Source organism: Streptomyces sp. NPDC002306 (assembly GCF_053593435.1).
Genome location: NZ_JBSFCK010000002.1, coordinates 379,281 through 394,197, shown reverse-complemented (window position 1 = coordinate 394,197; position 14,917 = coordinate 379,281). Strand labels below are relative to the sequence as shown.

At 74.1% G+C, this 14,917-nt stretch carries 12 protein-coding genes; 5 read left to right on the top strand and 7 right to left on the bottom strand.

From position 1 onward, the window contains the following. Nucleotides 1–24: 24 nt before the first annotated feature. The 3 genes from ACWCQK_RS06145 to ACWCQK_RS06135 form a co-directional block, all read right to left on the bottom strand. Nucleotides 25–1,023 (bottom strand): endonuclease/exonuclease/phosphatase family protein, encoded by a 999-nt coding sequence (locus ACWCQK_RS06145; protein WP_451152416.1) that lies wholly within the window; start codon nt 1,021–1,023, stop codon nt 25–27. 79 nt (nt 1,024–1,102) lie between these two features. Next, nucleotides 1,103–2,017 carry a hypothetical protein gene (locus ACWCQK_RS06140; RefSeq protein WP_451152414.1) on the bottom strand — a complete coding sequence of 305 codons (915 nt, stop codon included), beginning with the start codon at nt 2,015–2,017 and terminating at the stop codon, nt 1,103–1,105. A 186-nt stretch (nt 2,018–2,203) separates the two neighbouring features. After that, entirely contained in the window at nt 2,204–2,629 is a 426-nt protein-coding gene (locus tag ACWCQK_RS06135) for a hypothetical protein (protein WP_451152412.1), read from the bottom strand. Between the two features lie 73 nt (nt 2,630–2,702). On the opposite strand from ACWCQK_RS06135, the gene ACWCQK_RS06130 reads away from it, so the two are divergent. Together ACWCQK_RS06130 and ACWCQK_RS06125 are read left to right on the top strand one after the other, a co-directional pair. After that, a complete protein-coding gene (locus tag ACWCQK_RS06130; protein WP_451152968.1) occupies nt 2,703–3,950 on the top strand; it encodes a PP2C family protein-serine/threonine phosphatase in 1,248 nt (415 codons plus the stop codon). 63 nt (nt 3,951–4,013) lie between these two features. Then, nucleotides 4,014–5,075 (top strand): hypothetical protein, encoded by a 1,062-nt coding sequence (locus ACWCQK_RS06125; protein ID WP_451152410.1) that lies wholly within the window; start codon nt 4,014–4,016, stop codon nt 5,073–5,075. Between the two features lie 37 nt (nt 5,076–5,112). Here the strand turns inward: ACWCQK_RS06125 and ACWCQK_RS06120 are convergent, their stop codons facing one another. Beyond that, entirely contained in the window at nt 5,113–7,113 is a 2,001-nt protein-coding gene (locus ACWCQK_RS06120) for an Ig-like domain repeat protein (protein WP_451152408.1), read from the bottom strand. A gap of 380 nt (nt 7,114–7,493) precedes the next feature. Between ACWCQK_RS06120 and ACWCQK_RS06115 the strand changes: the two genes are divergently transcribed. Beyond that, complete coding sequence (locus tag ACWCQK_RS06115) at nt 7,494–8,837, top strand: helix-turn-helix domain-containing protein (RefSeq protein WP_451152406.1); 1,344 nt, start codon at nt 7,494–7,496, stop codon at nt 8,835–8,837. A 22-nt stretch (nt 8,838–8,859) separates the two neighbouring features. On the opposite strand, the gene ACWCQK_RS06110 is transcribed toward ACWCQK_RS06115, so the two are convergent. Continuing rightward, the gene (locus ACWCQK_RS06110) at nt 8,860–9,648 is read right to left on the bottom strand and encodes a hypothetical protein (RefSeq protein ID WP_451152404.1); all 789 of its coding nucleotides are present in this window, start codon (nt 9,646–9,648) and stop codon (nt 8,860–8,862) included. Between the two features lie 290 nt (nt 9,649–9,938). On the opposite strand from ACWCQK_RS06110, the gene ACWCQK_RS06105 reads away from it, so the two are divergent. Further along, nucleotides 9,939–10,928: a nucleoside hydrolase gene (locus tag ACWCQK_RS06105; protein ID WP_451152402.1), complete on the top strand. Its 990-nt coding sequence runs from the start codon at nt 9,939–9,941 to the stop codon at nt 10,926–10,928. Nucleotides 10,929–11,067: 139 nt separating this feature from the next. Here the strand turns inward: ACWCQK_RS06105 and ACWCQK_RS06100 are convergent, their stop codons facing one another. Then, on the bottom strand, nt 11,068–11,994 hold the full coding sequence (locus ACWCQK_RS06100) for an LAETG motif-containing sortase-dependent surface protein (protein ID WP_451152400.1): 927 nt from the start codon (nt 11,992–11,994) through the stop codon (nt 11,068–11,070). A gap of 316 nt (nt 11,995–12,310) precedes the next feature. On the opposite strand from ACWCQK_RS06100, the gene ACWCQK_RS06095 reads away from it, so the two are divergent. After that, nucleotides 12,311–13,960 (top strand): glycoside hydrolase family 13 protein, encoded by a 1,650-nt coding sequence (locus ACWCQK_RS06095; RefSeq protein ID WP_451152966.1) that lies wholly within the window; start codon nt 12,311–12,313, stop codon nt 13,958–13,960. A gap of 27 nt (nt 13,961–13,987) precedes the next feature. Here ACWCQK_RS06095 and ACWCQK_RS06090 read toward each other — a convergent pair whose 3' ends face one another. After that, on the bottom strand, nt 13,988–14,698 hold the full coding sequence (locus ACWCQK_RS06090) for a DUF4142 domain-containing protein (RefSeq protein WP_451152964.1): 711 nt from the start codon (nt 14,696–14,698) through the stop codon (nt 13,988–13,990). Between the last annotated feature and the right edge of the window lie 219 nt (nt 14,699–14,917).

Below are 14,917 nucleotides of genomic sequence, written 5' to 3'. Positions count from 1 at the left end.
TCATTATGGGCGCCCGCCCGTGCGTCAGGCCTGGTGGAGGGTGATGTCGACGAGCAGCGCGCGGTGGTCGGTGTCGGGGAGGCCGAGGAATCGGGCGCGGTCCGCGGAGAAGTCCGCGGACACGAGGACGTGGTCGATCTGGGCGCCGACGGCCGGGGTGGTGGCGGCCGGCCAGCTGGGGGTGCGGCCGGCGCCGGCCAGGCGGGCGGCGTCGCGCAGGCCGGTGTCGAGGATGCGGCGGAAGGCGGCGTGGTCCTGGGAGGCGTTGAAGTCGCCGGCCAGGACGGTGGGTGTTCCGCCGCCGGCGGCGGCGAAGTCGCGCAGTCGGCCCAGTTCGCGGCGCCAGAGGCCGAGTTGGCCGGGGAGCGGCGGCATCGGGTGGGCGAGCTGGAGGCGTACGGCGTGGCCGCTCACGTCGGCGACGGCACCGGGCATGCCCATCGTGCCGGTGACCCCGCCGGTGCCCCGGAGGGGGAAGCGGCTGAGGAGGATCGATCCCGTGGAGCCGTCCGCCTCGACGGCCTGCCGGTAGGGGTAGCGGGAGCCGAAGGTGTCGTTCAGCGTCGCCTGGCAGGTGTACTCGCACTCCTGCACGAACACCACGTCGGGCCGCTCGCGCCGGACGGCTCCGACGAGCGCGCCGGTCGCCTGCCCGAACTCCACGTTCGAGGTCAGCACCCGCAACGAGACGACGGGGGCGCCGCCGGGCGCGCCGGTGCTCCCGTACGGCTCGATGCACCACCCCAGCAGCCCGAGCAGGACGGCGCCCCAGACCAGGCCGGTCCACCACCGGCCGAGCAGCGCGGGCAGCAGTGCGGCCACGGTGGGGACGAGCAGCCAGGGCAGGAAGGCGAGCAGCTGGGGCACCGGTGTGATCCCGTCGCTGTCGGCGAGCCGGCATCCGACGACCGCGCTCACCGCGGCGAGCGGCGGCCCGGCGCAGCCGATGCCGAACCGTCGCCGCCGGTGGCGCCGTGCGGGCGTGGCACCGCCGGTGGCCCACTGCGCGGTCGCGGTGTCCATATCCCGGCCTCCCGTCGAGTCGTTCGAGGGTCGATGTCCGGATCCTCCCTCGAGGACGGCGGCCGGGGCGCGAAGATTGTCAGACCCGGGCGCGGGTCGGCTCGCCGGGGTGGGCCGGGGCGGCCGCCTCCGAGGCGCGCCGGCGCCGGGCGCGCAGGAGGCGGGCGAGCCGGGCGGCGGCCGCCACCGTCAGCCCCAGGGCCAGCAGGAGCCACGCGGCCGTGCGGAGGGTGGAGGTGAGGGCGTCGTAGACCGCGCCGACGGCCGGGTGGGAGACCTCGTCGGGCAGGTCGGCCAGGGTCAGCCGGCGGCCGACGGCGACCGCGAGGATCAGCAGGGCGCCGCCGACGGCCGTACCGAGGGCGACCGCGGTGACCGCGCGGCGGCGGCGGACGGCGAGGGCGATGCCGGCGACGGCGAAGGCGCAGGCGGCGACGGGGAGCCAGAAGCCGGCGACCTCGAGCACGCCGTACCCCTTTCGGAGCCGGCCCAGGTCCTCGGCCGCGAGCACGGCGACCTCGGTGTGCTGGACCGGGATGCGGTTGGCGAGCGGCATGTGCTCGACGGCCAGACGGTGTTTGACCTGGGCGGTGACCGGGGCGAGGTCGACGGTGACGATCCGGTCGCGCTCGCCCCGCAGGGCGCGCAGGACGGCGTCGTGGGTGGCCCGGTTGCCCTCGTCCCAGGCCGCGCGGAAGGCGTCGGTGCGGGTGAACGAGCGCACCGCGTCGTGCACGAAGGGGGCCACCGTGCCCCGGAGCGGACGCACCGCGCTCCCCCGCCGGTCGACCTCGCGCATGATGCCGTCACCGACGGTGTCCGCCACCGCCTCGCGCACGTCCGGGTCGGCGGCGAGCGGTGCCATCGCGGTGACGTACCGGCCCGTGTCCGCGAGTCCGTACGCCGCCCAGGCCGCGAGCGTGCCGAACGGTGCCAGGAGGCACGCCAGCGCGATCAGCGCGGCGGACAGGGCGGCACGGAGTCGTGGGGACACGCTTCCAGGGAAGGCGCCGCGGGCCCGGTGCGCGAGCGGGGTGACTGCGGATGGGCGCACAGGTCGAGCCGAACGGGGACGCCGGACGGAGCCGGACGGCTTCGCCCCCGTCGCCCGGTGAGCGCAGGGACGAGGGAAACGTGTGGGCCCCGGCGGCAGCCGGGGCCCACACGCCGTCCAGGGGCGTCACAGGCGACGGCCCTCCGCGTCCTCGTGCGTGTAGTAGCGGTAGAACAGCACGGCGAACACGGCCACCGAGACCGCCAGCGACATGCCGACGGCGCGCAGGACGCTCGCGCCGGTCTGGCTGTACAGGAAGCCGAACGCGCCGCCCGCGAAGGCCGTCCACAGCAGGGCGTGCACCTCGCGCTTCATGTGCGGGGCGAGCGCGCGCACACCCATGTACAGCGCGATGAAGGCGATCACGGTCACGAAGCCGAACAGGAGGTTCCAACCCGTGATGGATCCGCCGCCGCGCCGGTTGGCCGCGGCCCAGTAGCCGTAGACGAGCCCGAGTGCGACGGGCACGGCCCAGTTCGCCATCTGGTGCGCCCGCGCACCGAGGATGTCCGGGGTTCCGCGCGTTCCCTGCGCGGGTGCCGCTTGAGCCATGAGAGCGCTCCTCTCTCTCGTCGCCCCCGCTACCAGGGCACACCTGGGGAGGGGCGTCGGCAAGTCGGCGGAGATGCAGCGGGCCCACCCCCATGTTTCGCTGGGCACCGTGAGGGACGGTGCCCGACGTCGGCGTGTACCCGTCCGCCATCCCCGGGCGGGGCGGCGGGACGGGGTGGACCGGCCCGAACTGCTGCGTGTGCGCGGGCACAGTGTCGCCTGGCTGCCGCCGCTGGTGCTGCTCGTCGGTATCGCGGTGGCCGACTTCAGGACCGGCGGGGAGTTCCGGACCATCTCCTGGATCGTGCTCGTGCCCGGCATCGCCGCCGCGATCTGCGGGGTGTGGGCCACGGCCGTGTTCGCGGTGCTCGCGGTCGTGACGTACCTCGTCGTGGACAGCGCCTGGCCGCACCAGTACCAGACCGGTGTGCCCGATCTGATCCTCGTCGTCACGGGCGGCATCCTCGCCGTCCTGGCCTGCGTGATCCGGATCCGGGGCGAGCGGCGGATGCTGCACATGATGCACATCGCCGAGACCACCCGGCGGACCGTGCTGCGCCCGCTGCCGCCGGGCTGGGGCGGCCTGGAGCACGCGGCCGCCTACCTCGCGGCCGACATCGAGGCCAGGGTCGGCGGCGACTTCTACGACATCCAGCCGGGACCGTACGGCACCCGGGTGCTGATCGGCGACGTGCAGGGCAAGGGGCTGTACGCGGTGGAGGTGGCGGCCGCGCTGCTGGGCACGTTCCGGGAGGCGGGGTACCACGAGGCCGACCTCGCGACGGTGGCCGCGCACCTGGAGACGCGGATGCTGCGCCACCGGGGGCGCACGGTGGCCCTCGGCCGGGACGACGCCGACCGGTTCGCCACCGCCGTGCTGCTCGGCTTCCCGGTGGCCGGGCCCCTGGTGGTGGAGATGGCCGTCTTCGGCCACGAGGCTCCGCTGGCCGTCGGGCCCGCGGGCGTGCGGGCCCTGCCGGACGGGGACGGGCTGCCGCTGGGTCTGCGGGACCTCGCCGGCGGTCGCGGGCCGACGGTGCGCCGGGTGCCGCTGGCGGCCGGTGAGACCCTGCTGCTGTTCACCGACGGAGTGACCGAGGCCCGGAACGCGGCCGGGGTGTTCTATCCGCTCGTCGACGAGGTGACCCGCGCGGTGGCCGCGGACCCGCGCACCGCCGGCCCCGCCCGCCTGGTCGCCCTCGTCCGGGACGGCACCCTGCGGCACAGCGGGGGGCGCCTCGTCGACGACACGACGGTCTTCGCCGTACGCCCGCGCACGACGGACGACGACACCACGGGACGGGGACGTTCGCCGTCCTGACACCCCCCTTTGCAGCCGCAGCGGTTACGGTGCTGCCGTAGGTGATCGACAGGGGGAGGGACCATGCCCGGAACCGTGCTGCTGCTCGCGGCCTCGCCCGTGGGCAAGGGATGTCTGGTGGACGCGGCGTCCGTGCTCCCCGTGCTCGCGGCCGTGCCGCCCGCCGTGCTGGCGGGGGCGGACACCGCGAACGTCGTCGAGCTGGCCGATCCGCTGGAGCCGCAGGCGGTGCTCACCCGGCTGCGCGCGGCCGCCGCGGCCCCCGGGCCGCTGACCGTGTTCGTGACCGGACAGCTCCAGCTCGACCGCCGTCAGCGCCTGCCCCATCTGGCGCTGGCGCGCACCACCCCGGCGACCGTGCGCTACACGGCGTTCCCCTGGCACTGGTTCCGGGAGGAGCTGCGGCTGCGCCCGCCCGGCGCGACGACGCTCGTGCTCGACCTGCACGCGGACGCGGAGACCTGGGAGCACCTGCGCACCGCGCCGCTCGACTGCGGGCCCAACCTCGCCGTCTACGGGCGGATCGCGCCGCCGCCGGCACGGCGGGCGGTGGCGGCGCCGACGTACATGAAGGCGGTCGCGACGATTCTGCGCAGCGGGCACCGGCCGGCGCTGGAGGAGCTGCACCGGCAGGCGTGGGCGAGGCTGACCGGCGAGGGCGAGCCGGGCGGTGTCGTGCTGACGGCGCACGCGCCGGTGACCGGTGATCCGCACGTCTCCATCACGGCCGCCGTGCAGTCCGGCAGGCACGCCGAGGCCGACGCGCTCGCCGCGCGCTGGGAGCAGGCCGCCGTGCTGGCACGGGGGGCGGCCTCCGACGACGCCCTGCACTGGGCCGAGGTCCGGGCGGACCTGGCGATGTTCGCGGGGGACGCGGAGCGCAGCTGCCGTACGTGGCTCATGGTGGCCGGGAGCCGGCTGGCGGCCGGGCAGGCGCCGGACGCCCCGGCGGTGGAGGCGGCCGTCGACCGGGCGCACCACCAGTGGGGGCGCATCCGCGACACGGCGCGGGCCCGGGAACTGGGGCCCGCGCTCGCGGAGTTGCGCGGCCGGGTGCCCGGCCGGCGCGAGGGTGCGCTGGGTCATGTGCAGCGGCAGCTGCACCAGTTGCAGGCGCAGGGGTGAAGGGACCAGAACGACCGGAACCCCCGCGCCCGCGGCATCACTTGGTGAAGGTGAAGTACTTCCAGCCGCCGTACGTCGTCGCGTTGACGTTGTCACCGGACGTGGTGTCGACGTAGTCGGCGCGCGCCCGGTAGCGGACACCGGTGGGCGGGGTGCCGGTCAGGACGACCGAGTCCTTGCCGTTGGAGGCGAGCGCCCAGTACTCGTGGTACGTGGTGTGCCAGGCGTTCTTGTAGAACTCCTGGATCTCCAGCTGGTACTTGCGGCCCTTGTACGCCGTCATCGTGGTGTTGACGACGGGGTCCTTGGACCGGTGGAAGTAGGCGTACGTCTCGTTCCACGCCCGTGCGGTGCGGTAGGCGCCGCTGAGGGACGACGAGACCTGCACCTTGGTGTAGACGGTGGAGGTGACCGACTTCGCCGCGTAGCGCGTGTCGCCCGTGAACTTCGCGGTGACCTTGGTGTCGCGGGTCAGGTGGAGGGCGGCGGTGAGGTTGCCCTTGGAGTCGACCGTGCCCTTTCTGACCAGGGCGTCGGGCTTGTCGGAGCCGTAGGGGTCGGCCCAGATCTCCACCGTGCGGTTCTTGTAGGTGGTGCCGAGGTGCGCGGTGAACGTCACGGCGCCGTTGTAGGCGTACACCTTGCCCGCGTTGTCGAGTGTCACCGTGGCCGCGGTCCTGGCGACGGACACGGAGTCCGAGGCGCTCGCGTCGGCGTGGTCGGCGTCGCCCGCGTAGGTGGCGGTGTACTTCACCGTGCCGCCGGCCGGCGGGGTGTCGGTGAGGGAGTACGAGCCGTCGGCGGCGACCGTGGCCGTGCCGAGCGCCTTGCCGGCCGGGGTCTCGTCGTCGGTGCGGGTGACGGCGACCTCGGTGCCCGCGGGGATCGCGGAGGGCGTGAGCGTCAGCTTGCCGGTGACGGTCAGCGCCTTGCCGCGGGTGCCGCTGGCCGGCGCGTCGGCCGTCAGCGTGGTGGCCGCTTTGGTGGGGTTGCCGTAGACGCGCAGCGAGTAGGCGTCCGCGTCGTCGCGGGACACCGCGAACAGCTTGCTGCCGTCCGGCGCCCAGGCCAGACCCCGCGCGGCGAGGGTGTCGGAGGCGCCGCCGCCGGTGCTGCTGCCGAACTCGTACTCGCGCAGCGGCAGGGAGGTGCCCGGCTTGAAGACGTGGACGTCCGGCTCGTACCAGGAGCTGGTGCCCGCCGCGATGTCGCCGTTCGGGGCGATGTCCACCGCGTTCGGGTACGTGGTCGTGACGTACTTGCCGTCCTTGGACAGGTCCGTGAGCTTGTAGACGGCCTGGTAGTACGGGGCGCCGCTGGCGGTGACCACGTCCTTGCCGTCCGGCGTGACCGCCATGTCCATGAGGTTGCCGCCGCCGGTGTCGCCCGGGTCGAAGGCGTACGCGGTCTGCGTCGGGGCGCCCGAGGAGACGTCGTACACCGCGAGGACGACCGGGCTCTGGCTCTCCGCGCCCGCGACGAGCGTGTCCGGGGCGGCGGCGGAGGCCTCCAGGATCGGCGCGGAGTACCAGGAGTTGACCGGGGCCTGGGCGAGGTGGACGACCGGGTCGGCGCCGGTGAGGTCGAGCGAGCCGATGTTGCCCTTGGTGGCGCCGCCGTAGCCGAACCACAGCTTGCCGCCGGCCTGGGCGAGGTACTGCGGGTCCGCGGTGCCGGTGGACCAGCGGTGGGCCTCGGTCGCGGTCGCGGTGTCGATGGCCACGATCGCGTCGGCGTCGCCCACGGCCGCGTAGAGGGTGGCGGAGTCGGCGGACAGTTCGAGGCCGCGGACTCCGGGCAGCGAGCCGACGGTCGCGACGACCGTGCCCGCGTAGTCGGTCACGACGACCTGACCGCTGGTCGGGTCACTGACGAAGACCCGGTGGTGGACCCCGTCGACGACCATGTCGCCGGTCGACCTCAGGGGCAGGAGAGTGGTGGAGTCGGCCGCTGCCGACCCCGCCCCGGTCGCGATCAGCGCGACGGAGCCGAAGAGGACGGCGAGTGCCGTCGCGACCGGAAGAGTGCGTCTGCGCACGGTGTTTCGAACCCCCCGGAACGAAAGTGGAATCAGAATGCGCAGATTAGGTCACGGTCCTGACATCAGGGTGAACTGGTCAGTAAGAGGCTGGTGAGAAGGGCGGGAGCGGTGCGGCGGGCGCGCCCGCGGGCGGCCTGACCACCCGCGGCCGTTCGTCCCCGGCCCGCGCCGGTCCCGCGTTCGCCGCGAGGATCAGGGCCACCGTGGCGAGCACGGCTGCGACGAAGCCCCTGGTGTATCGCGCGGATGTGCGTCCCTGCACGGCGACCTCGCAACGATGACAGTGAAGTGTTAAGCATGTTTAATTCGCGGTTTAACCTAGGGCGTGTCATGGTCGAACGGCAAGAGGTCCAGGGTCAGTTGGGAGCAGTCGGCGCGTGGGCGACAGAGACGAGCCCGAGGTCATCGGGCGCAGGGTGCAACGGCTGCGCAGTGAACAGGGACTGACACAGCGACAGTTGGCCGAGCCGACATACACCCCTGCCTACATCTCCACGCTGGAGGCAGGCCGGGTGCGGCCCTCCGACGAGGCGTTGCGGCACATCGCCGAGCGGCTCGGCGTGGACTTCGGGGAGCTGGCCACCGGGCGTTCGGCCCGGCTCGTCACCGACCTGCGGCTGCGGCTGACCGAGGCCCAGCGCACCCTGGCCACCGGCGACGCGGAGGAGGCGGCGCGGAGCTACTCCGTCCTGCTCGGGGAGGCGGAGGCGCAGGGGCTGGCCGAGGTGCAGGCGACCGCGCTGCTCGGACTCGGCGAGTGCGGGATCGAGACCGGCGACCTGGTCAGCGCCAGGGAGCACTTCGAGCGGGCGGAGGCGTGCCTCGCCGAGGACCCGCTGCCCGCGCGCGTTCCGGCGCTGCGCGGCCGGGCCCTCTCGCACTACCTGGCCGGTGAACTCCGCTACGCCGTCTACCTGCTGGAGTCCACCCTCGACGAGCTCAACCGCGGCGGACTGCACGATCCCGACGCGCTGCTCCTGCTGTACGCCTCCGCCATCGGGCCCTACATGGACATGGGCGCCCACGCGCGCGCCGCGCAGGCCGCCGAGTTCGCCCTCGCCCTCGCACCCCAGGTCGGCGATCCCGCGCTGGTCGCCCGGATGCACCGGTCGGTGGCCCGCACCCTGCTCGCCGAGGGCCGGATCGCCGAGGCCGACGCCTCGCTGGTCAAGGCCGCCGAGCTCTACCGGCAGCTGCAGATCAGGACCGAGCTCGCCAACTGCCACTGGATGCGCGGCTATGTCTCCGCGCAGAACGGCGACATGGAGCGGGCGGAGGGCGAGCTGCGCGAGGCGCTGGCCATGCTCGCCGCCAAGCGCGCCGCCCTCTACAGCAGTCAGGTCGCCGTCGAGCTCGCCGACGTCCTGCACCGACGAGGCAAGTCCGAGGAGGCCGCCGCCCTGCTGCGGGACGTCCTCGGCGACCTCTCGCCGGAGCGCGGCGCTGTGCACGCGGCGGGGGCGCACCGGCTGCTCGGCATCATCGCCGAGGACGCCCGCGACACCGAGGCGGCCGAGGAGCACTATGTGCGCGCCCTGAGCCTGCTGGAGCGGGCCGGAGCCGCCGGCGACCTGGCCGACCTGTGCCGGATGCTCGGCGATCTGCTGCGCCGCACCGGGCGGGTGGAGGCGGCCCTCGACGCGTACCGGACGGGGCTCGGACACCGCACGGCGCCCGGCACGACGACGCTGGGACCGGCGCCCGCGCAGCCGCCGCTCTGAGCCGTACGGGAGGCGGTGGGCGTCAGACCTGGGCCCGGCCCTGCCTGCGGACCTCCGCCAGGCGCTGGGCGCCGAGCTGCACGGCCGCCTGCGTGGCGTCGTTCGGCACGTCGCCCATGCCGCCGTTGGTGAGCGCGAACGCGTCCTCGCCGACCCGGACGACGGCCACGTCCAGGGAGAGGGTGATGGGGTCGGCGTCGAGCGTCTCGCCCTGCGGCCCGGTCACCGCGGTCACCGTCACCCGCAGGCCCTGCCGGGCGTCGCCGACCTCGGGCAGCGGCGCGTCGTAGGCCTGGACGTCCAGCACGGCGCCGGTCGTCGTCGTGGCCGTGAACCGCGCGCACTGTTGCGGCACGGTCTTCAGCCAGGCCAGCGCCTCGGTCACGGCTGCCTGCGGCTGGGCGGAGACCTGGTAGCGCAGCTGCGCCCCGTTGTCGGTGTCGTCGAGGCCGGTCACCGCGCGGGCCGGGGCGCCGAGGAGTTCGTCGGCGTAGAGCGAGTCCAGCAGCCGCTGGCACCCGGCCGCGGCGGTCGTCGCCTTCAGCAGGCCGTCCCGCCAGGTCGCCACGCCGATCGTCGGGATCCAGGGGCCGCCCAGGTCGGTGTCCGTGATGAGGGCGGCCGCGGCCTGGGCGTCGGTGAGGGCGGAGGAGGCGCCGGAGGCGTGCGCGGAGGGCGCGGGGGAGGCCGCGGAGGAGGGGGCGATGATCGGGGCGTGGGGCGCACCCTCGTCCGCGCTGAGACAGCCGGACGTCGACAGCAGCGTGGCGGCGCAGAGGGCGGAGGCGAGGGCGGTGCGGGCGCGGGACATCGGGATGCCTCCTGGGGTGCGACGAGGGGCCGTCCTCTCACGGCAACACCGGGGGTACGGGGGCACCAGCGCGGCGGGCCGTACGGGTGAGGCGGACCCGGGGACCCGGGGTCCGGGAGCGCGGCCGCCCGCCGGGGAACCCGACGCCGCGTACCGGGCGTGACACCCGCCCGCGCGGCCGGCCGCTCCGCTGGGCGGTGGGCGGGGGCCGGGGCAGGGGGTCGGTGCGGCGGGGAGGCTGCGTAGGGTCGGTCCGGTGGGTCTGTGCGGGCCCGGTGAGAGGAGCCTTGATGCCGAACGGGACCGTCCCCGTGATCATCGACTGCGACACCGGCGTCGACGACGCGCTGGCCCTGCTGTTCGCGGTGCGCCACCCCGGGATCGACCTGCGCGCGGTGACCTGCGTGGCCGGGAACACCGACGTGGACGGCGTGGTGCGCAACACCCTGACGGTGCTGGAGCGGGCGGGCGCCCCCGACATCCCGGTGGCGCGTGGCGCGCGGCGCCCGCTGGTCGAGCGGGTGCGCACCGCGCGGCACGTGCACGGGGCGGACGGCATGGGCGACCTGGGCCTGCCCGCGCCCACCCGGGCACCGGCCGACGTGGACGCGGTGACGCTGCTGCGCCGCGAGATCCTCGCCGCGCCGAGCCCGGTCACGCTGATCCCGACGGCACCGCTGACGAACATCGCGCTGCTGCTGCGCACGCATCCCGAGGTGACCCGCAACATCGAGCGGATCGTGTTCATGGGCGGCGCGGTGGCCACCGGCAACGCCACGCCGGTCGCCGAGTTCAACGTCTGGCACGACCCGGAGGCGGCGGCCGTGCTGCTGACCGCCGGGGTGCCGATCACCATGTACGGCCTGGACGTGTTCCAGCGGGTCGTCGTGCCCGGGGCCGACGTACGGCGGTTGCGCGCCAGTACGGAGCCGGGCGCCCGGCTGGCCGGCGACCTGCTGGCCCACCGGCCGTCGGGACCCGACCCCGACGGCACGGACGGCACGGACGGGGACGACCCGGCCGGTGGGCTCGGGGACGCGGGCGCGGTCTGCGCGGTCGCCGACCCGGGCGGGATCAGCACACGACTGCTGCCCGTCGAGGTCTGCCTCGCTCCCGGCCCGTCCCGCGGTCAGACGATCGTCGACCGCCGGCTGCGTGCCGGCGAGTCCGAGATCCACGAGGGCGCGCGTGAACAGGCCCTGGTGGACGTGGCGTTGGACGTCGACGTGGCGCGGTACGCGCGGCTGTGGCTGACCGCCGTGGAAGGCGCCCGGCAGTAGCGAGCCCGCCCGGCGGTAGGTGGCGAGCCCGTCCGGCCGCGGCGACCCGGCCCATGGCGGGCCGGGGCCGGGGCGGGCGCACGGACGCCCCGGCCCCTCGTGCTGCGGGGCCGGGGCGCTCGTGGTGGGTCCGGGAGGGTCAGGAACGCGCGGTGCGGCGGCGCTTCGTCGCCATGACGATCGCCGCGCCACCCGCCAGGAGGGCGGCGGCGCCGCCGACGATGACGCCGGTGCCGCTGCCGCCGCCGGTCTCGGCGAGGTCGTCGCCGTCGCCGTTCGGCGTGGTGGCCGGGGCGGTGGTCGACGCGGACGCGACCGGGGTGTCGGCCGGCTCGGACGGGGCCGGGGTGGTCTCGGTGGCCGGCGGGGTCGTCTCGTCCGCGGGCGGGGTGGCCGGCGGGGTGGAGGCGGCCGGGGTCGAGGGGGCCGGCGGCTCGGACTCGGTGGTGGTGCAGTCCTTCGTGCCGCCGTTCCAGGCCGCGATCAGCTTGTCCTTGATGACCGGTCGGTCCGGGCCCTTGGGCAGTTCGCCGTGCTCGAAGCCGTCCTTGGCGTCCACCTTGCCGTCGAACCTGACCGCGCCGCGGTAGAGGTCGATCTGCGCGAAGCAGCCCGCGTCGGGCACGGCGATGTCGAGGGTGTCGGACGCGCCCGGCTTGACGGTCACCGTGTCGAAGTCGGTGAAGACCTGCTCGCCGGAGGTGCGGAAGGTGGCGCCGTGGGCGAGGTAGGACGCGAGGGAGGCCGTGCAGGTGGACGCGTCACCGGCGGTGCGGACCGTGATGTGGACCTTGCCGTCCGCGGTGGGCTTGAGGTTCTGGTCGTCGACCCGGACGGAGTCGTAGAAGTTCGAGCCGTCGAGGGAGAACTGGCAGCGGTCGGTCCCGGTCTCCTTGCCCGCGCCGGTACCGGGCTTGTAGGTGCCGCCGTGCTTCCACCCGTCGCCGCCGGGCGTGCCGTGGGCCCAGGCGCCGGAGGCGGAGGCGACGGAGGCGGCACAGAGGGCGAGCGCCGCGGCGCCCGTCCCCAGCAGGCGGCGCGCGGCGATGTGTCTCGCTATGGACATGCGTATCCCATTCTTGGCGTGTGCATGGGGTCATGACTCAGTAGCCGAAGGATCGGGAACTGAAGAAACACTGGGCTCATTGGTCACATGCGCCACAGCGTGAGCCCATCGTGGATGTCGGCCCGGAACACTGTCAACCTGGGCCTACACAAAGGCCGTTCAGGCTTCGTCACATTTCCACCACACAAGGAATGGCTTCTTCCGGGCGGTGTGAACGTTCGCTTTCCGGGCAAGGTGGACAGGCTTCCGGGTGTCGCCCGACCACGCCCGTAAGCCCGTAAGCCCGTAAGCTCGCAAGGGAGACCGCGTGCCCGAACTGCCCGACCTCTCCTCCAGGAACCCCGACTGGTGGCGCCAGGCCGTCGTCTACCAGGTCTACCCCCGCAGCTTCGCCGACGCCGACGGGGACGGGCTCGGCGACCTCCGGGGCGTCACCGACCGCTTGGGCCATCTCGCCGCCCTCGGGGTCGACGCCCTCTGGCTCAGCCCCTTCTACCCTTCCGAACTCGCCGACGGCGGCTACGACGTCGCCGACCACCGCGACGTCGACCCGCGCCTGGGCACCCTGGACGACTTCGACGCCCTGGTGGCCGAGGCGCACCGGCTGGGCCTGAAGGTGATCGTCGACATCGTGCCCAACCACACCTCGCACCTGCACCCGTGGTTCCAGGAGGCGCTGCGCGCCGGCCCCGGATCCACCGCCCGCGGGCGGTACGTCTTCCACGACGGGCGCGGCGCGCACGGCGAACTCCCGCCCACCGACTGGCAGTCCGTCTTCGGTGGCAGCGCGTGGCGGCGGGTGCCGGACGGGCAGTGGTACCTGCACCTGTTCGCCGCCGAGCAGCCCGACCTGAACTGGGGGCACGACGAGGTCCGCGCCGACTTCCGCACCACCCTGCGGTTCTGGTCCGACCGGGGGGTCGACGGCTTCCGGGTCGATGTCGCGCACGCGCTCACCAAGGACCTCACCGAGCCGCTGCGGGACGTCGGAGCCGTCGGCGCGACCGGCGAGGAGGCCCTCGACCGCCTGCCGCCCGGCAGCCACCCGTACTACGACCGCGACGAGGTCCACGAGGTCTACCGCGACTGGCGCACGATCTTCGACGCTTACGCGCCGCCCCGCACGGCGGTCGCCGAGGCCTGGGTGCCGGGCGCCCGGCGCGCGCTGTACGCCCGCCCGGACGAACTGGGCCAGGCCTTCAACTTCGAGTACCTCCAGACCGGGTGGGACGCGGACGAACTGCGCGCGGTCATCACCGGCTCGCTCGCCACGGCCCACGCGGTCGGCGCCTCCGCCACCTGGGTGCTGTCCAACCACGACGTCGTACGGCACGCCTCGCGGCTGGCGCTCCCGCCGGGCACCGACGAGAACACCTGGCTGCTCGCGGGCGGCCACGCACCCGCCGTCGACCCGGACACCGGGCCGCGCCGGGCCCGGGCGGCGACCCTGCTGATGCTGGCGCTGCCCGGGTCGTCGTACCTCTACCAGGGGGAGGAACTCGGCCTGCCGGAGGTCGCCGACCTGCCCTTCGAGGTGCTCCAGGACCCCGTCTGGGAGCAGACGGGACACGTCCGCAAGGGCCGTGACGGATGCCGGGTACCGCTGCCGTGGACGACGACGGGTCCGTCGTACGGCTTCGGGGCGGGCGGCGCCTGGCTGCCGCAGCCGACGTCCTTCGCGGCGTACGCCGTCGCCGCCCAGGACGGGGTGGCGGGCTCGACCCTGGAGCTGTACCGCACGGCCCTGAGGCTGCGCCGCAAGCTGCTGGAGGGCGAGGACCTGACCTGGATCCGGGACACCCCGCCCGGGGTGCTGGCCTTCGCGCGCTCCGGGGGGTGGCGGTGTGTCACCAACCTGACGGACGCGCCCGTGCCGCTGCCGCCCGGGGAGACGCTGCTGAGCAGCGCGCCCCTGGCGGACGACGGACGGGCGCTGGGTCCGGACACCACCGTGTGGCTGGCGTAGCGCCGGGCGCGTGCCCCGGCGCGCGGCTCAGCCGCCCGTGGGCAGGGCGACCGGGGTGGAGGTGGCGTTCGGCGGCGGGGTGAGGATCACCTCCGGCTGTCCGACGGCCGGAGGCGGCGGGGTCATGTCGTCGGCGGGCAGCTTCGGCGGGGTGGTCTGCTGGAAGAGGGCCTGGTCGAAGTCGACCAGGCCGGTCTTCTCCATGACCGTGATGTGGTCCAGGACCGTGTTGTTGGCCTGGTCGGCCAGGGCGCGCACCAGCGTGTTCTTCGTCGTCGAGCGGATCTTGGCCACGGTGTTGAAGATCGAGCCGTGGGTGATGCGCAGGATGTTGGCGAAGTCGACGTCGAACTGCTTGCCGGTGTCCGCGCTCAACTGGTTGACGAACCCCTGCTGCTGCGGGCTCGCCACGTTGGGCAGCGCGATGTTCAGCATCGGGGCGATCTTCCGGCAGGTGGTGTCCAGCGCCGCGTGCCCGTCGATCAGGTGCTGACTCGCGGTGAGCACCGCCTTCGACTGGCCCTTCTGCAAGCCGATCTGGCCGACCGGGTACTCCCACAGGCCCGCCGCGCGCACCTTGACCACGAAGTCCCGGTCCGACTCCGTCAACGGTCCCCACTGGGTCTGGGCGATGACCCGTGTGGGCGAGCTCGACACCGTACTGAGACCCAGCATCGAGGGGTATGCCAGCGCGGCGAGTGTCAAGCTCAGGGCACCGCCTACGAAGACGGTTCCCATGGTGTTCCGCGAAAAGCGCACCGTGCCTCCTGCCCGGTCGGGGATGTCCACCGCCGGCAGGGCGGAGAACGGGTCGGACGCACTTCAGTACGGACGCGGGGCCGGTGACAACCTCTAGGTGAGGTAAAGAGATGGCAAAGATGATCGGTTCGACGGCATGTCGGGGCGGTCGCCGTTGACGAAGTGTTGACCGGTTCACGGGAGAGTCCAGACCGGTTC